Consider the following 18,784-nt stretch of genomic DNA (forward strand, 5'->3'; position numbering starts at 1 on the left):
GGTAAAATAGACCCATCCTAAGAATCTGAGGTATCTCGTATGGAAAATCAAACATTAATGCAGTATTTTGAATGGTACTTACCAAATGATGGACAACATTGGAATCGCTTGGCGGAGGATGCTCCGCACCTAGCATCAAAAGGCATCCGCAAGGTTTGGATGCCACCAGCTTTCAAAGCAACAGGCTCAAATGATGTCGGCTATGGAGTTTATGATCTCTTCGACCTAGGTGAGTTTGACCAAAAAGGAACTGTCCGCACCAAATATGGTTTTAAGGAGGACTACCTAAAAGCTATCCAAACTCTCAAAGCCAATGGCATTGAACCCATGGCTGATGTAGTCCTCAATCACAAGGCAGCTGCGGACTACAAAGAGCGTTTTACTGTCGTTGAAGTAGATTCCAACGACCGAACTAAGGTCTTGTCAGAACCTTTCGAAATCAAAGGCTGGACTAAGTTTGTCTTCCCAGGCCGCAATAAAACCTACAATGACTTTGAATGGCATTGGTACCACTTTACCGGTACGGACTATGATGCCAAAAACAACAAGTCAGGTATTTTCCTTATCCAAGGAGACAATAAAGGCTGGGCGGATGATGAGCTTGTAGACAATGAAAACGGCAACTATGACTATCTCATGTATGCTGATATTGACTTCAAGCATCCAGAGGTTATTCAAAACCTCTACGACTGGGTTTACTGGTTTATCGAAACAACAGGCGTTCAAGGATTTCGTTTGGATGCTGTCAAGCACATTGACTCCTTCTTTATGAGAAATTTTATCCGCGATATAACTGCAAAATACGGTGAGGATTTCTATGTTTTTGGGGAATTTTGGAACAGCGATGAGACAGCTAATAACGACTATCTAAAAAATATTGAATACCGCTTTGATCTTGTTGACGTCAAGCTCCACCATAATTTCTTTGACGCCAGCCGAGCTGGAGCAGACTTTGACCTACGGACGATTTTCGACCATACTTTAGTAAAAAATCATCCTGAGTCAGCTGTGACCTTCGTGGACAATCACGACACCCAGCGAGGTCAAGCTCTGGAGTCCACTGTCGAAGAATGGTTCAAGCCAGCAGCCTATGCTCTCATCCTGCTACGAGAAGAAGGCCTGCCTTGCGTCTTTTATGGCGACTACTATGGTATTAGTGGAGAATTTGCCCAAGAGAGCTTCCAAGACGTACTGGACAAGCTCTTGGATATTCGTCTCAACCTAGCTTACGGTGAGCAGACTGACTACTTTGACGATGCCAACTGTATCGGATGGACTCGCCAAGGCAAGGACGATGGTCAACCAATCGCTGTTGTTGTCAGTAATAACCAAGCCAGCAGCAAGCGTATGCTGTTGGGGCCAGAATGGGCTGGAAAAGAATTCAGCGATTATCTGGGCAAGAGCTCTCAAATCGTGACGATTGACGAAGAAGGCTGGGGAGAATTTCCAGTGGAGGAAAAATCAGTCAGTGTCTGGTCTGTCAAATAATCTGTATATTCAAAAACGAGAGGGAATCTTTCCTTCTCGTTTTTCTAGTATTTCAAGCTTGTATAAAACTTGCTATTTTAGAAACCGCTTTATTTTTTCTGATAACTCATCACTGGCATAATCATGCACATAGTGAGGGTAGTCCAGTAGAATCAGCTCTGTCTGTGGATGCTGCGCTGCAAAATCCTTCTGGAAACTCTGCCACTCTTCCTGACTGTAGCCAGTCCCTTGGCCATTTGAAGAAAAGAGCAAGATCGGTAGTTCAGGAAGCTTTTCTCTAGAAACTGCCTCAGCATTTTGCTTGACCTGAGTGACCTCTTCATATACAGCATTTGACAATGGACGACGATAGAAAAGGGCCTTGTATACCTGCTTTTCTTTTGCTGTCAAATCACCAACCGCAAGAGCGGGAACTTGCTTGTCAATATCATAAAATACCCGACTTAATCCTAAATTAGCAGCCATTTGTAAGCCTTTATAAGCCCAGGGATAGAGGCTCAGATCAGTGTAAGACCTCGGTAAAGCCATATCCAGTCCGATAATGCCTTGGACTTCTTCTGGATATTTTGCAACCCAATGAAGCGCTTCTAGTCCGGCCATAGAGTGTGCTACCAAAATATATGGGCCTTTTATTTCAGCCTTTTGTAAAGCCTGCCTCGTCTGGGCAAGTACCGTGTCAATGTCTCTGCTATCCCCTTGGCTGTCATCACTGAAGCCATAGCCTAAGCGTTCAACAATAACAACCCGATAGTCTTTTTCCAATTTAGAATAGAGGCTCTTAAAGTCAAGAATAGGGGACGTTGTGCCACCACCCGCCAAAAAGACCAGCGTCTGCTCTCCCTGACCAGTTACATAGACATTCATATTCTTGCCGTCTACTTGAACCAGGCGCCCTACGGGTTTATCAAGCATTTTCTGCTCTTTAGTCAGGCAGATTTGATGATAAGTAAACATTAAGACCAGAGCACTTATAATTGTAAAAAGCAAACACAGAAAGAATTTCTTCAAATACCTGAACATCATAACTTTCCAAATATCTTTAAGCATCTACGAAGACTTAACCGATTAAACAAGAACAGCCATTCTGATTTCCATAGGATAATCAGATTTCTGCCTTTTATTCAAGACTAGATGCTCTACTATTACTCCACCAAGCCACTTCTCAGATAAGCATCCACCATGCGCTCAGTTGCAACGACTGAGTCAATATGCGTGCGCTCATAAGAGTGACTGGATTCGATGCCAGCGCCTAGCAAAGCGTGCTTAACTTCTGCTCCTGCGCTCATGGCTGCAGAGGCGTCCGATCCGTAAAATGGATAGATGTCCAGTTTGTAAGGAATCTCCTGCTCCTTGGCTAAATTTACCAAATGCTGGCGAAAAGCATAGTGATAAGGTCCTGATGCATCCTTAACACATATGGAAACCGTGTACTCATCTGTCTGCTGATCGTCACCCATAGCGCCCATATCAACAGCCAGATACTCTACTGCTTGCTCTGGTAGGCTGGAATTAGCCCCGTGACCGACTTCCTCAAAGACGCTGAAAGCAAAATGAGTCGTCACCGGTAGCTGAATATTTTCCTCTTTATAAACGCGCAAAAGATTGAGCAAAATAGCTGCGCTGACCTTGTCATCCAGAAAGCGGGACTTGATAAAGCCTGACTCAGTAACCGTGGTACGCGGGTCGAAGGAAATAAAATCACCGACTTCGATTCCTAAATCCCGCGTTTCTTTCTCACTCGTCACCTTTTCATCCAAACGCACTTCCATATTGTCCTGAGTTCGCTCAACCGTCCCAGCATCCTTATAGACATGGCAGGAAGTCTGGTGAACTAAGATAGTCCCACTGATAGTCTTGCCACTGCTGGCCACATGAACTAGACAGTTTTCGCCCTCAATCATGTTCCAAGGAAAACCGCCAATCCGATCCAGTTTGAGACGACCATCTGGCTTGATTGCACGCACAATAGCTCCCAGAGTATCCACATGGGCCGTCACGACCCGATGCTGGGCGTCATTTTCCCCCTTAACCACAACATGAACGCCGCCTTTATTGGTCCGAACAGGCTCATAGCCCAAGTCTTCTAGTGTCTTCACCAGATGGTCCGCAACCTCAGCTGTAAATCCTGTTGGAGAAGGGATAGCCGTTAATTCTTGTAAATATTGAACAATTTGATTCATCATAACTCCTTTAAATCATTTATACTGTCAATTATAGCATAAATCCGCTGCCAAATATCGTCCTGACTAGCTCTTTTCCTTTGATTTTAGATTGATTTAGCAAGGTCTTCGATAAAATTGGAAAATCTATACAAAAATCCTCTTCTCCAAGCATGTATCAATCTTAGAGAAGAGGATTGCTTTATTTCATTCTAAAATAGGGAGAAGACTACTACTGCAAGGACAGCACCAATGATTGGTCCGATAACTGGAATCCAAGCATAGCTCCAATCACCATTTCCTTTGTTTGGAATCGGAAGGAGGCTGTGCATGATCCGAGGTCCTAAGTCACGAGCTGGGTTGAGGGCATAGCCTGTTGTTCCACCAAGTGAAAGACCAATCCCGACAATCAAGGTTCCAACTGCAAATGTGCCAAGACCTGCTTGCAACTCATAAAGTCCTAGAGCGAAGATAGTCAGCACAAGGACAAAAGTTCCAAGGATTTCGCTAATCAGGTTTGAGAAGGTATCTTTGATAGCTGGTCCCGTGCTGAATGTCCCAAGAATATTAGCTGGATTTTCTTCAGCTAGATAGTGAGGTTTGAACTGCAGGAAGACGAGGAACTGTCCGACCATAGCTCCTGCAAACTGCGCAAGGATATAAGGAAGAACAGATGCCCAAGGCAAATCACCTTTGAGGGCTACTCCGATGGTTAGAGCAGGATTCAGATGGGCTGGGCCAAGGTTGCCAGATACAAAAGCAGCGATGGCAACGGCAATCCCCCACCCCATGGTAATCACAATCCAACCAGAATTGTGGCTCTTAGTTTTGGGAAGAACCACGCCTGCAACGACGCCATTCCCCAAAAGGAGCAAGAGCAGGGTTCCTAAAAATTCACCAAATATTTCTTTCATCGTCTATATTACTCCATTTAAAAGAAGGGGAGGCTGGACAGGAGAACTGATCCGCCACCTCTTCTTCTATTTTCTATTTTTTCAATTCTGCTAAATCATTATTTGCAAGAGCAGCTTCTAGGTCATTGCGATAAGCCGCTTTTTCTTCTTCTGTCCAATCGTAGAATCGTCCCATTTCATCCAGAACAGGCTCAACAATAGCGTCTAAGCTATCCCGCATAAAGAGCATGTGATTTGTCCGGCGAAGGAGGAAGTCTACTGGGCTGAGTGCCAATTCGTTACGCATCGCATAATGCAGTGACAAGGTATCCGCTAGGCTAAGTCCTGGCGCTTGCTCGATGCTGTGAGCGAGGGCAAAGACTTTAGGAACATTGGAGCCGTAAAGGTTTGCAAGATAGAAGGATTCTTTGCTGTCTAAGCCGCGTGATACACCAAGTTGCGCAAAAGCTTCGATTTCGGAATCCACATTTGCTGGGTTGAGCTCTCCACCTGAAACAGGGTAGGTCTTAGAATTGATAAGCTTGAAGCTACGGTCAAATTCTGCTCTGAGGATGTCAACGACACGCTCCATAGCGCCTTCAGCCATCTTACGATAGTCCGTAATCTTACCGCCAGCAAGGGTCAAGAGACCGTTGTCATCGCGATCCAAACTAGAGCCACGAGATACGGCAGATGGATCCAAATGTTTCTCGGATGTACTGCTTTCAAGCTTGCTGACAGCAGACTCAACATCTTCACGCGATTTTTCTTTAGCTAGATAGCTTTCAACAGTCGCAATAAGAGCGTTAAAGCTTTCATCGCTGATTGTACCGTTATTTCCGCCATTGTAGTCAGAAGCGCTGTTTCCTGCAATGAGAGGACGCAGGCCCGCCCAGCTACTTTCGATGTCGTCAATTGTGATGTTTGCTTCAGGGAAGCGATTATTGACAATACCCAAGAGGTAATCCACATCTTCTTGTGTTACTTTTGGATACTCTAGGTCACCAGTGTAGTCAGTATCTGTCGTACCAAAGTAGGTTTTGTTTTCACGTGGAAGAACAAAGACCATCCGGCCATCACCTAAGCCTGTGTCAAAGTAAACTGGCTGAGAAACCTTGATCTTGCTAGAGTCAACCACCAAGTGAACACCCTTGGTTGGACGCATTTGTGAGTATTGCTCACCGTCATTAGACAGATTGCGTACCTTATCACTCCAAGGTCCAGTTGTGTTGATAACTAGGCGAGCCTTGATTTCAAAGACTTCATCTGTCAAGAGGTCACGCGCAACAACGCCTGTAATCTTTCCAGATTCATCAAAGAGGAAGCCTTCTGCCTTGACATGGTTGGCAATCAGGGCGCCGTCTTGGTTGGCCCGTTTGATGTTTTCAATTACCAGGCGTGCGTCGTTGTTACGGAAGTCAAGATAGACACCGCCACCAATCAGGCCTTCCTTCTTGAGTTCAGGTTCCCGTTCTAGGACTTCTTCCTTGCTCAAGACCTTGTTGGCAGCAGGAGTGTTGTTGACACCAGCCAAGAGGTCATAGAGGTCCATAGCTACCTTGAGACGGAAGAGGCTGAAAGTAGCGCCTTCTTCTTCATAGACAGGCAGCAGCATTGGGTCTGGTTTTGGAATGTGAGGAGCAATTTGTTGAACCACAGCACGCTCAGAAACTGTATCTGATACCACTTCTACGTCGAATTGCTTGAGATAACGAAGGCCACCGTGAACCAGTTTGGTAGAACGGCTAGAAGTCCCTTCTGCAAAGTCCTGCATTTCAATCAGACCGGTCTCCAGTCCGCTAGCTGCTGCTTGCAAGGCTACCCCAGCACCGGTAATCCCACCACCAATAATCAGGAGGTCCAAGGTGCGTTCCTGCATTTTTTTAATCGATAATTCACGTGTTTTCTTTGAAAATTCCATAATTACACACTTTCTAACTTAGTCGTTTCATGCTTCTACTAACTTCATCAACAAATAAGAATCAGTATCAGTCGTCGATTTCTGCAAAGACTTGAGTTGCCTTAACTGCTTTTTTCCATCCTTTGTAGAGTTGTTCCTTGCGAGATTCGTTCATAGACGGCTCAAAGAGTTCCCCAGTTTCATTGAGGGTGCGGAGTTCATCTAAGTCTTTCCAGTAGCCTACTGACAATCCTGCCAAGAAGGCTGCACCGAGAGCCGTTGTTTCTAAGTTTTTAGCACGGGCGATATCGATTCCCAAGATGTCAGCCTGGAACTGCATAAGGAAGTTGTTCATAGCAGCACCGCCGTCGACTTTGAGGACTTGAATAGCAGTCTTAGCATCTACTTGCATGGTATCGATGATGTCGCGTACTTGGTAAGCGATGGATTGCAGAGTAGCCTTGATAAAGTCTTCCTTGCTGGTTCCGCGGGTCAAGCCAAAGACAGATCCGCGGGCATTTTGATCCCAGTAGGGAGCGCCTAGACCTGTAAAGGCAGGTACGACATAGACTTCGTCATTGTTGTGAGAATTGAGAGCATATTTTTCAGATTCTGGTGAACTCTCCACCATTCGAAGACCATCGCGCAGCCATTGAATAGCACTTCCGGCAATGAAGATAGAACCTTCCAAAGCATAGTAAACTTTTCCATTGATACCGTAGCCAATAGTTGTCAAGAGGTTGTTTTCAGACAGTTGCATCTCTTCACCAGTATTCATGATGATGAAGGAACCAGTTCCATAAGTGTTTTTAACCATGCCAGGCTCAAAAGCTAACTGTCCAAAGAGAGCCGCCTGTTGGTCACCAGCCATACCAGAGATTGGTACTTCTCCGCCGTAGAAATGGAATGGAGCAGTCTTGCCATAGATTTCTGAGTTGGAACGAACTTCTGGAAGCATAGCCTTTGGAATGTTAAGGATTTCCAAAATCTCATCGTCCCATTTGAGGTCCTTGATGTTATAGAGCATGGTACGGGCTGCATTGGAGTAGTCGGTCACGTGAGCTGCGCCGTCAGTTAATTTCCAAACCAACCAAGTATCAATAGTACCAAAGAGCAATTCGCCTTTTTCAGCTCTTTCTTGCGCTCCTTCTACATGGTCCAAAATCCAGCGAACCTTGGTAGCAGAGAAGTAAGCGTCAATAATCAAACCAGTCTTTTTATGGAATTTTTCTATATAGCCTTGGCTTTTCAGCTGTTCAGCCAGAGGAGCTGTCTGACGAGATTGCCAAACGATAGCATTGTAGATAGGAAGACCTGTATTTTTATCCCAGACGACAGTTGTTTCACGTTGGTTGGTAATCCCGATTGCTTCGATTTGACTTGGTTTCACACCACTTTCGATGAAAGCACCCGCAATAACTGATTGAACAGAGTTCCAAATTTCATTGGCATTGTGCTCAACCCAACCAGCTTGAGGGAAAATCTGAGTGAACTCTTTTTGGCTAGAGCTGACCTTTTCTCCCTTTTTGTTAAAGATGATGGCGCGTGAACTAGTAGTTCCTTGGTCAATGGCCATGATGTATTTTTCTTGTGACATGAACTGTCCTCCTGGTAAAAATCTTGAGGATGTTTCCTCTACAGTAACTAGTATATAAAATAAAACGCTTTCTTTTTTATCAACTTTTTTTAAATTTTAAAAAAATCTGAGGAGATTGTGCGAAAATCACAAAGAAACCTAGATTTCTCCAGGTTTCTTAATGAAATATCATGTGACGGATTTGAGCCAAATCTTCCAAATCCAAGTCATTTTTTAAATAATAGACGGGAATCTGCTGGGTTTGATGAATGGGATTGTTGGTGATGATGAGGTCATAAGTTTTAGCTGGGTCGTAGGATTCAATGCTAATAAAACGATTGTACTCTAAATAGCGTCTTAAAATGGCCGTCATCCTGGAAACAACGATAAAGCTATCTATCAAGTCCATGCCTATCTTGATGACTTGACCGTCGTTTTCAGCAATGTACTCCATCAGCTGGAGCCAATCCCACAGCACCTTTTTATCCAGAGATGTTCCCTGCTGGAAAATAGGCAGTTTGCTAAAAATAGTGTCTGCCACTTGTCTATAATCGTCTTCGCTCCATAAGTAAGGATGGCGCAATTCCAAGTCATGCTTGTATTTGTCTTGCAAGAGGTAGCCTCGGAAAAGAAAGACGCGGGCGCAGAGCTGGCTGAGTTCGTAGGTCACCTGATCCTCGATGTAATCCCCTAGCAAGTCCTGGCCCTTCATCTCTTGAATCAGTTGCGTAATCAGGCTGGCAATTTCACCGCCAAAGCCCAGTATATACTCCATGGTGTGCAGGGGTAAAATCCGATGGGAAAGCAGAAATGAAAAGAAAATCATCATTTCCCCGTCTTCCTGACTCAGAGTGATGTGCTGCCCGGCAAAGAAATCATTTGTCCGGCGATGCAAGCGCTGGTAGAAGATATTCTCAAAATAGCCCTGCATTTTCTGTTCAATGTTTTGAAATTGACAGGCATTGACTCTTAGGCGTTGTTGGGTAATATGTGCCCAAAGGGCCAAGTCCAATCGCTGCCCTTGAGAGAGCTGAGCTCCACAGAGTTCTTCTAAGACGGCAACTTCCTGCCTTCTTTCTGGTTTTTGAAGTTCTTTTTCCCAATCTTGACCAGACCAGACCTTGCGAAAGAGGCAGAAATAAAAGTAGCGGATCTGGTGCTCAGGCCCTTTCAAGCGGCCATTTTGGACAGATAGCTCAAACTCTGACAAAATCTGATTTAGACCAGCTATATGGCGGCCGAGGGTCGCTTCGCTAATCATGAGTTCTTGTGCTAACTGGTGAGCTAAAAACTGCTGATGGTAGAGCAGGTAGTCTAAAATCTGGTATTTGACAGCATTGTCCAAAAAAAGTCTGCGAATGTCCCGTCCCTTGGTATCCGGTCCGATAGACAGACTGAGCGTTTCGTCTTGAAGCTGGATGGATAAGGCTGCATGATGCTTGCTAGCCTTGTCGTTAATCAGGCTAATGTACTTTGTCAAGGTTGCTTTCGAGAAGCCGGTTTCTGACATGACGGCCTTCAAACTGGATGTAGAATGCTGCTGTAAATAAGACAGGACAATAAACTGCCCCGCTTCACTCTTTTCCATTAAGTCTGCTAGATACATCCGAGAACCCTTTCAGTTTGCTAATCTTAGCTTAACACAAAAAGAAAAAAAGACGAAGCAATCTGCTTCATCTGCTACATCCTTTTAAGCATGAACGAAAAAAGGACACCTGAACCAGCGGGATACTTTTCCCAGCTGTCTCAGGCTTCCCTACGCATAATCAAGCTTGGTTCATCCTTTTAAGCACGATATTTACATATTCTTTGCAAAATCGAAACGGAACCCCACCTTTTGACCTAATTGAGTCAGTTCAGTCAAAGTCTCCCTGCGACAGACAAAAATGACATAGCTGTCACTGTCGATGTCCATTGCTCCGAGGCAGTAGCCTGCTTCCTCCCATTTTTCATCCAAAACCTTGCACCATGATGGAATGTCTCCATCTTCATCTAGCCAATCATCTTGCAGTGGGAGATTCTTTTGATCTGCCAATTCTTTCATGAAATAGGTGAAGTCTTCTAATATTGAATTCCAATCCAGTTCAATGGCGTCACCACTCTCAATCAACTCATCCGTAATCCCGATCCAAACGATGGTATCTTCTGACTCATCGTCCTCTATCCCACGATCGTCATAGCGATCGATATTTTCATCAAAGTAGTCCCACGGTGAGGCAAGACAAGTTTCTATAGCAGAACGGACAGAGCTGTCCTCTGTAAGCAGTTCAACCATGCTGGTAAAAATTTCTTTGTTCAGTTCATTTGTCATAACTGACTCCTTTCTTGTCCATAAGGACATATTTTTAACGTTATTGAAAAAATTTTTATCTGTAATCCCGACTAATCCTAGTCATAGGACTGATGATTTAGGCAATTATCACTTGTTCGTTTAAGAAGGTTTCATCATCCATAGTGTTCAGAACCTTCAATATCTCGGTAGTGGAGTTCTAAATCCGAAATCAATCTTTCGCCATATTCAAATAATTGAGCTTTAGTGAGGACATTTACATTCTTGACAGAAAAACCAAGCTTTGCCTTCAAGTCAACTCGACAACTTCCAACAAGACTCGCTTGGATATAGGCTGCATAGTCATTTCTAGCAGATGCCCAGCCCATTAGTTGAAAGTCCATTTCAAAGCGAATAAACAATTCCCTACCATTTTGCTGCAAGTCTACAATAGTAAGACCTTCGCTATCATGAATTTCGGATGAATCAACCATGTCTAGCTTTTCTCTATTAAGATAGTCCAAATTCTCAGATAATGCTTTGAAGACGGACAATTCCTCTATTTTATGACCAATAAATTCCCATAAAATAATTTCTAAATCTTTTATTTGTAAGTACTGCTCTTTAACCATTATGCCTCTTAGTCTTTGGCTAATAAGATGAGGACACCTAGTAAAGTAAGAATTCCAATTACAAAAACAGCTATTTCTAATTCTTTCAATCCTTCAATATAGGGTATGATATAGATACTTGCTTCCACAAGTAGAAAACCGATAAGAGTAAGGGCAATCGAAAAATATGTCTGTTTTTTATCCATTTTTATGTCCTTCCCTTAGCTAGCTCGAAATTCTATTTCCCCTCTACCCACTTATCATTATCCATGATAAAGGGCTTGGCCAGTCCTTCCCCTGTGTAGTCTTTATATTTTGTCTGCAAGTATTTGTAGACATCTTCCTTGGTCGCAAACTTGATTGCCTGATAAGGCTCTTCAAAGGTCAGCTTTTCGATAAATAAATATCCGTCTTTATCTGGAACCAAGACACCAACATGCCCTACAAAGAGAGAGTCACCGTCAAGATTGTCGTGGACAATGACAGAAAGCATCCGAGCCTTTTCGTTAAACTTGAACTGTTTGAAATATTCCTCCATCTTCTTAGCATGTACCTTAACATCTTGGGTTGCTTCGGTCTTGACTCTTGAAAATAGGATATTAAAATCTTCCTTATCCTTGGCATCAAAGAGCTTCCCCTTGTCAATCGAGTCATTATCTATGAACAAGAGTTCGTCATCCTTTGCTATTTGAGGGATTTCGATGCTGTTTTTCAGCAAAGTGTAAGTATTAATCCGACAATTTGTCCCGATAAAATCACCCTTCTTGGCCTGCCAGAGAGGATTGATTTTTTCCACATCATATTCGGTTTTGGTAAAGTTAGTGAAATCGCCCCTTAATCCAGTAGAGCCGACAAGTCCATTGTAGTCATTGACTAGATTGACAAAGTTATCGACACTGTCTTTATCCAAGTCAGCAGCCAACAGACTCTTAACTTCTTCGACACTTTTTTGACTATTTAGATTTGAATAAGTCGCCTTCCATGGGTATTTTTCTGAGCTAGTCTGACCAACTATTGGATTCTCTTGACCGCCGTTTGATTGCTTTTGTGCCTTCCCACATGCAGCTAAGCCAAGAATTGCCAATGTGCAAGCACTCATCAAGATGATCTTTTTTACTTTCTTCATTCTTTCGTCCTTTTTACATCTTTCCTATATTCATCTTCAAATAATTCCTCTTGTTATTATATCAAGAAATACTGGAAAACAGAAAGAAAAGATCTATCTTGGATAGAAACTTCCTTAAGACATAAAAAATGACTGCAGTTGATAAAAGTGCAGTCACTTTAATTTATGAATTAATGAACAAGGTAGAGTACCCAACTCCAAATGCCAACTTAAAGAAAATGAATCACTATACACTGGTAAGTCTACTTAATCTTGTGCTTGTTCATCTTTTCTTCAAAAATAGCTGTCATGATAGCGCGCAATTCCTCACGCTCCTTTTCAGGAAGTTCCCCTGCTTGCTTAGCCACAGCGTAAAGTTCTGGATATTGCTTGGCAACTCGCTCAACCGTCTTGGTCGTTGCATGCCCTCTAACAAGGAAGGGAATTCGCTTAAGCCATTCTTGTGGCACCAGAGCCAAAATCTTTTTTGCCGCTTCCTTATCGCTAATGACGGCTGTACTAAGACCCTCTTTGATCTGCTCCTGCTCTTTTTCGGTAAAATCTTTTAATTCCATTCTGAATTCCTCTTTTCTACTAAGTTACTTGCTAAGGACTCATTATACACCTAAGCCCTAAAAACTACAAATATATAACTTGAACAGGCTGCTTTTAGATTGGATTTTTTGAAAGCTGAATAACTTTGAAAAGTCTTTAAGTCAGATTTCCAAAAATTAATTTGCAGCAGTTTCCAAGACTTCCACAAAGATTACAAAGCCTTTTGGTAAGATATGAAGCTGCCCGTCCGATATTTGGCAATGACTTGCTAGAGTTGCAGAATCACTCTCTACAAGATAATTTTCTCCTGATTGGTTAAAAATTGCTCGGACCTTTTGACCATCATAATCCCATTCCAGAGACAGCACATCAGGCTTGATCTCTTCTAGACTGTATTTCACATGCTGGATAATGTCTGAAACACTCTTACGAAGCCGAATCAATTTCTTCATGAAATCGAGCATGTCATTGTCACTGGAAACACGTTCCCAAGGCATAACACGACGACAATCTGGATCTGGCCCTCCGTCTAATTCTAGCTCGGTTCCATAGTAGAAACACGGTGTTCCCCTTTGTAAAAAGAGGCAGGCAAGGGCAGATTTAACGAGTTGGACATCTCCCTTGGCAGTGGCTAGAATGCGCTCCGTATCGTGCGAATCCAGAAGATTAAACATCACTTCCGAAATCTGCTGTCTATAATACATAGACTGACCATTGATCTCATCAATGAATTGACCGGTCTTCTTAACCCCACGCAAGAAATAATCCTTGATACTGTCAGAGAGAGGATAGTTCATGACCGCATGGAACTCATCACCATTTAGCCAAGGCTGAGACGTGTGCCAGACTTCTCCAAGAATATAAAGGTCAGGCTTTTTAGCCAAGACAGCCTTACGGAAATCCCTCCAAAACTGGTGGTCGACTTCGTTGGCCACATCCAGCCGCCAAGCATCGATGTCAAACTCTTCAATCCAGTAGGTCGCAACGCTCAACAAATAGTCCCTCACTTGAGGATTTGCTGTATTTAGCTTGGGCATATAGCTCTCAAAAGCAAAGGTATGGTAAGGGAGCTTTCTTGGATTTGCAAGCTTATCCTTTGTCACTGGGAACTCTTGAACATGGAACCAGTCTTTATAAACAGAATTTTCACCGTGTTTGAGGACATCCTGCCACTGTGGAGATTGGTCGCCGATATGGTTAAAAACAGCGTCCAGCATCACCTTCATGCCACGTTGATGGGCTTGCTCCACCAGTTGACGGAAGGTTTCCTTGTCTCCAAAATGACGGTCAATCTCAAAGTAATCTGTCGTATTATACTTGTGATTGCTCGGAGATTCAAAGATAGGACAGAGATAAAGACCTGTAATGCCCAAGTCCTGCAAGTAATCTAGATGGTCAATAATTCCCTGTAAATCTCCACCAAAGAAATCTTCACTTTTAGGCGTGATCGACGAATCCCAAGCTAGCGCTCCTTCTGGTGAAATCTCAGGATTTCCATTTGCAAAGCGTTCTGGAAAAATCTGGTACCAAACCGTATCTGCTACCCAGTCAGGTACATGGCAAGCATCAATCTCATGAATATAAGGAACTTTAAATCCGTTTCCTTCATAATGAAGGTTTTCTAGCGTGTTTTCAACACAACCCTTATCGCCATACAAGATACTCTGGCCTTGCTTATCCTTAATCTCAAAGAGATACTGGAGTCGCGCGTAACCAACTGAAATCTCCACCTGCCAATAATCAAACAAAGCATCAGAAGTTACTTTGACCATTTCCTCGCTGTCCTCATAATGATCCTCCATAAAGATAAAAGAATCTCCATAGTGCAAGGCTATACTTTCGATATCTCCCCTTTTCGTCCGAATGCGAATGTGCATTGTCTTATCTTTGTAAAGATAAGCATACTCCGACTCTGGTCTGTGGTAAATAGCTGACAATTCCATATTTTCTCTCCTAGATTTCTCATTATAAGGTTATCTCAACTTTGTGCAAACGATTTCAAAACATAGCCCTAGTATATCACTTTAAAAATATGAATGCAAGATGTTGTTTGGGTACATAGTAAAAAGCCTTGAAAACAAGGCTTATAATGTTCTTTCCAAAACATAACACAATATATTCTTTAAAATTCTATGTAAAAGTTCATGCTATTAACTATCTGCGTTCAACATCATTTTCTACATGCTACATCTGCAATGCTGTTATCCAAAAACATATTCCGGCTATAAGTGAAATCGGAGTCATTACATATTTTTCTTTCTTACTTTTTGAAATCATGTTCATAATCGTATTCAAAGATAGGTAAGCGGCAAAGAAAAAATAAATAAATCTAGTAACCTTGAAAGACAACCACAAGGGAATAATACCTCCAGCTTGCAAAATAATTATCATGGCAAAAATTTGGATAGCCACCGAAATGACTGCCGCAAGTCTAAATTTCTTAGGTAAGATTTTATGTTGTCCACCCATTGTATATTCGCCCAAAGGCAGACCGTAAGCAACAAGAACTGTCATAATTGCTATAACTCCAAATAATACTGCACCCAATATTGAAAACATAAATCAACTCACGCTATATAAAACACATTCCCGATACGCTTTTGAAATTATTAAATATATATTACAAATCAACAGTAAAATATGTGATGATAACGGTGCGTTTGTAGGACTCAAAATGGAATTCTGTCAATATTTATTTTTCTTTGGTTTTGGTGCAGGTAACTCATCATATATTGAATTAAATATTCCCTTCGTCTGAAAAGCTCCAAAATTTACGCATCTTCTTCCTCCTTTGGTTTTTCTTGAGGTTGTTCAATTACTTGTTTTGTCATAAAACCACCAGCATCTTTTAATTTAGTCATATTTCCGTTAATCAAATAAAGATTTCCTCCTTCTTCATCTGTTAAAAGATTTAAATCTTCAAGTTCTCGAATATCATTTGTAGATAGCCAGCCATTCTGTCTTGCAATAGCATACCCACTCATACGACTTTGATAATCTCCACGTAATAAACCATCTACGTTGAACTTAACAAAGTACTTCTTCTTTTCTTCAGGTAAAAAAAGAGACCTCTTGAAGGCCTGTTCTAAACGAACTACCCAAGGGTCTAATGTATATTTGACAAACTCTAGTGATTGTTGCTCGATATTTGAAAATGAAGATTTTTCTAAATCACCAATCATATGTGGTGGTATTCTATACAAACGTGCGATCTCATTGATTTGAAACTTCCGAGTCTGTAAGAATTGCGCTTCTTCTGGAGGAATACCTATTTGAGTGTACTTCATCCCTTCTTCTAGAACTGCGACTTTATGTGCATTTGTTACACCGTTATAAACCGCATTCCAAGAATCACGTACTCTTTTTGGATCCTTCAAAATCTCTGGATGTTCCAATACACCACCTGAATTTGCACCATTTTTAAAGAATGATGCTCCGTAATTCTCTGTAGCCAAAGTCATCCCAATTGCGTTCTTTGCTAATGCGATGGGAGAATAGCCAATCAATCCATCAAAACCAAGTCCTGGAATGTGAAGGACATCTTCTTGTTTTAAAATAACACTGCCTTTATCCTTGAAATTTGGATTTTCTTCGGTCTGACGTTGATATTTGTAGTAAAGTTTCCCACTTTCATCACGGTGTACTGACATTTTATCTGGTAACAAGGGATACAAACTGATAACCTGACCGCTGTTATCCCTTATGATTTGAATATAGGCATTTCCCCATATCAAAAGATGAGTCATCAAAGTTTCACGAAACACAAAAGAATACATCTCTGGATTTGGTTCATCGTGAAGCAGGAAATAAAGAGGGTGTTCAAATTTTTTCTCCCTCCCATTAGATGTTCTTTCGTAAATATGAATGGGTAGAGATGCGACAGCTTCGGCTAATATTCGTACACAAGCATAAACAGCTGTAGTCTGCATTGCTTTAAATTCATCGACATTTTCACCACTAGAAGTTCGTCCAAAAAAATAGGAAAAGTCCTGCCCCTCATAACTATTATGCGGTTTATCTCGCGATCTCTTTCTTCCAATAAAATCTAAAAATCCCATCTAATCCTCCGTTTTTGAATATAAAAAAGACTATCCAAAATAAAGGTATTCCAAAAATTAAATGAACAATTTTAGTAATACTTCATAATGGTTAGCCATTAAATATGCTTTTTTACATTAATCCTGATGAACTCCACAAAATCCTTAGTATCCCACCAGGAGGCAATTCATCATTTTTTATTGCATCATAGTTGTAGTAATATTTTTCACTACTTCTTGAATATACACCCCCAACCTCAGCATTATTTTCAATTGCTTGAACTGGAAGAATAACTACTTCAAGATCTGTAATTTGATACTTGATTAGTGAATATGCAATACACAAATTAAAAACATCTTGAGATTCATCAGCATAATTCTTCAACTTATTAATTGCACTGTCTTCAACCTTAAATTGAGTTGTTTCACGTTTTGTTTTTCGTGAAAACTCTTTACTTGCACAATAGATAAGTAAATCATTGTCGTCATCATTAAGATGAGCTCGTAAATACGGGCCTTCAAAATTAACTGAATAACCCTTGGATTCTAATGCGGCTATTATCATAGATTTTCCAAGGTCCATGACAGTCTTTCTTGATAACTTTTTATAATCTTTAATCATAAAGTTACCCTCTTTCTAAGAGATAGTTTTTAATTTTATCTCTAAAAAGATTTTATCATGAAAATAGCTCGAAGTCAAGAGATAAATAAATAAATTTATCTCTAATTTAAAAATATAGTATTCCTCGCTCATCATAGATACTACTATCATTATTTTGGTGTCGAATACATCTATCAATCCCCATTATAAGAGCAACAATTCCATCGATTTTTTCAATTGATTTCTCCTTATCTGGTTTAATATTACCTGCAGGGTCTTGGCGCATGACTACATTTTGCGACATCCATTTTAGAACTGGTTGTCCTCCATGTTGGATACGACCTTCCATCATGAGTTTTAATAATTCCTTTGACGGTGGACTCATATCCTTGTACCCCTGACCAAAAGGAATCATCATCAGCCCCATATCTTCTAGATTCTGCACCATTTGCGTTGCATTCCATCTATCATAGGCGATTTCTTTTATATTGTATATCTTTGATAATTCCTCAATGAACTTCTCAATAAATCCATAATGAACAACATTACCCTCTGTCGTCTTTAGATAACCTTGCCGTTCCCACACATCGTACAAAACATGATCCCTACGACAACGAAGTTCAAGAGTATCTTTTGGTAACCAGAAATATGGTATGATGATGTAATTTTCTAATCCATTCCTAGGTGGAAAAACTAAAACAAAGGCTGTGATATCGGATGTACTCGACAAGTCTAGCCCTGCATAACACTCACGACCTTTCAAACTTTCAAAATTGATTGGTGCATCCCCTTTGTTGTATACATGTTCAGGAATCCAAGCAACCGTAGCATTTGTCCACATATTTAGTCGTAGTTGCTTGAATACATTTTCTTCAGCAGGATTATCAAGTGCTTGTTTATAGGCTTCTCTAACACGGTCAAATCCAATGGTATGACCTAATGACGGATTAGCCTTTAACCAATTACTTTCGTCATTCCAGTCCTCTTCATCAGATAAACCATAAACGACAGGATAAAAAGATGTATCATTCTTTCTGCCCTTTAAAATATCAAGTGCTTTTGTGTGTAACTCGTAACAAATTGAATTCTTATCTGTTCCTGCAGTAGTAATGATAAAGAATAGTGGTTGTTCTCGTGCATCCCCTGAACCTTTAGTTAAGACATCATAGAGGTGGCGATTGGTTTGCGCATGAATTTCGTCAAACACGAGTCCTGAAACGTTGAGACCATGTTTTGTACCAGTTTCAGCGGACAAAGCTTGATAGAAACCTGCATTAGAGTAGTTGATAATTCGTTTCGTAGCACCCATTATTTTTGAACGTTTCTCTAAAGGTCGACTCATTACTACCATTTGTTTTGCTACATCGAATACAATAGAGGCTTGATTTCGGTCACATGCAGCACCATAAACTTCTGCACTAGCTTCATTATCTGCATAAAGTAGATAAAGAGCGATAACTTGAAATCTATCTACATCCCTAAATAAAAGCCTTGAAAGATTAAAATTTCAAGGCTTTTATTGAATTAAATTGTATCATCTAACTTATACTTATCTCCCTAGATCAAACCTTGCTTGAGTTTTATTAATAG

General features: G+C 41.3%; 16 protein-coding genes and 1 pseudogene. 1 reads left to right on the forward strand and 16 read right to left on the reverse strand.

The genetic code is table 11. The annotated features are described in order from the left end of the window. Positions 1-39: 39 nt before the first annotated feature. Positions 40-1,488 (forward strand): alpha-amylase, encoded by a 1,449-nt coding sequence (locus FZ941_RS01885; RefSeq protein ID WP_148886628.1) that lies wholly within the window; start codon positions 40-42, stop codon positions 1,486-1,488. Positions 1,489-1,560: 72 nt separating this feature from the next. Here FZ941_RS01885 and FZ941_RS01890 read toward each other — a convergent pair whose 3' ends face one another. From FZ941_RS01890 to FZ941_RS01965, 16 genes and pseudogenes are all read right to left on the reverse strand, one after another. After that, a complete protein-coding gene (locus tag FZ941_RS01890) occupies positions 1,561-2,400 on the reverse strand; it encodes an alpha/beta fold hydrolase (protein ID WP_262366260.1) in 840 nt (279 codons plus the stop codon). Positions 2,401-2,630: 230 nt separating this feature from the next. Further along, positions 2,631-3,668 (reverse strand): M42 family metallopeptidase, encoded by a 1,038-nt coding sequence (locus FZ941_RS01895; RefSeq protein ID WP_148886869.1) that lies wholly within the window; start codon positions 3,666-3,668, stop codon positions 2,631-2,633. A 191-nt stretch (positions 3,669-3,859) separates the two neighbouring features. Then, the gene (locus FZ941_RS01900; protein ID WP_148886630.1) at positions 3,860-4,561 is read right to left on the reverse strand and encodes an MIP/aquaporin family protein; all 702 of its coding nucleotides are present in this window, start codon (positions 4,559-4,561) and stop codon (positions 3,860-3,862) included. A gap of 73 nt (positions 4,562-4,634) precedes the next feature. Next, positions 4,635-6,461, reverse strand: coding sequence for a type 1 glycerol-3-phosphate oxidase (glpO, locus tag FZ941_RS01905; RefSeq protein WP_148886631.1), 1,827 nt, complete (start codon positions 6,459-6,461; stop codon positions 4,635-4,637). 67 nt (positions 6,462-6,528) lie between these two features. Beyond that, positions 6,529-8,037 carry a glycerol kinase GlpK gene (gene glpK, locus FZ941_RS01910; protein WP_125381751.1) on the reverse strand — a complete coding sequence of 503 codons (1,509 nt, stop codon included), beginning with the start codon at positions 8,035-8,037 and terminating at the stop codon, positions 6,529-6,531. 157 nt (positions 8,038-8,194) lie between these two features. Further along, positions 8,195-9,622 (reverse strand): helix-turn-helix domain-containing protein, encoded by a 1,428-nt coding sequence (locus tag FZ941_RS01915; protein WP_148886632.1) that lies wholly within the window; start codon positions 9,620-9,622, stop codon positions 8,195-8,197. A gap of 192 nt (positions 9,623-9,814) precedes the next feature. Then, positions 9,815-10,327 (reverse strand): DUF6630 family protein, encoded by a 513-nt coding sequence (locus tag FZ941_RS01920; RefSeq protein WP_148886633.1) that lies wholly within the window; start codon positions 10,325-10,327, stop codon positions 9,815-9,817. A gap of 134 nt (positions 10,328-10,461) precedes the next feature. After that, positions 10,462-10,917, reverse strand: coding sequence for a hypothetical protein (locus FZ941_RS01925; protein WP_148886634.1), 456 nt, complete (start codon positions 10,915-10,917; stop codon positions 10,462-10,464). Positions 10,918-10,925: 8 nt separating this feature from the next. Continuing rightward, a complete protein-coding gene (locus FZ941_RS10590; RefSeq protein WP_187418366.1) occupies positions 10,926-11,102 on the reverse strand; it encodes a hypothetical protein in 177 nt (58 codons plus the stop codon). Between the two features lie 32 nt (positions 11,103-11,134). Then, the gene (locus FZ941_RS01930) at positions 11,135-12,022 is read right to left on the reverse strand and encodes a DUF4300 family protein (protein ID WP_148886635.1); all 888 of its coding nucleotides are present in this window, start codon (positions 12,020-12,022) and stop codon (positions 11,135-11,137) included. Positions 12,023-12,264: 242 nt separating this feature from the next. After that, positions 12,265-12,576 (reverse strand): hypothetical protein, encoded by a 312-nt coding sequence (locus tag FZ941_RS01935; RefSeq protein WP_048763436.1) that lies wholly within the window; start codon positions 12,574-12,576, stop codon positions 12,265-12,267. A 156-nt stretch (positions 12,577-12,732) separates the two neighbouring features. Beyond that, complete coding sequence (locus FZ941_RS01940) at positions 12,733-14,499, reverse strand: glycoside hydrolase family 13 protein (protein ID WP_125381746.1); 1,767 nt, start codon at positions 14,497-14,499, stop codon at positions 12,733-12,735. Between the two features lie 241 nt (positions 14,500-14,740). After that, positions 14,741-15,115, reverse strand: a complete 375-nt coding sequence (locus tag FZ941_RS01945; protein WP_148886636.1) for a hypothetical protein — start codon at positions 15,113-15,115, stop codon at positions 14,741-14,743. A 212-nt stretch (positions 15,116-15,327) separates the two neighbouring features. Continuing rightward, positions 15,328-16,614, reverse strand: a complete 1,287-nt coding sequence (locus tag FZ941_RS01955) for a phage portal protein (protein WP_148886637.1) — start codon at positions 16,612-16,614, stop codon at positions 15,328-15,330. Between the two features lie 112 nt (positions 16,615-16,726). Then, positions 16,727-17,215, reverse strand: a complete 489-nt coding sequence (locus FZ941_RS01960; RefSeq protein WP_148886638.1) for a hypothetical protein — start codon at positions 17,213-17,215, stop codon at positions 16,727-16,729. A 106-nt stretch (positions 17,216-17,321) separates the two neighbouring features. Next, positions 17,322-18,650: pseudogene (locus FZ941_RS01965) on the reverse strand (terminase large subunit); the annotation flags it as partial. Between the last annotated feature and the right edge of the window lie 134 nt (positions 18,651-18,784).

Source organism: Streptococcus sp. Marseille-P6264, from assembly GCF_902460355.1.
Taxonomy (GTDB): domain Bacteria; phylum Bacillota; class Bacilli; order Lactobacillales; family Streptococcaceae; genus Streptococcus.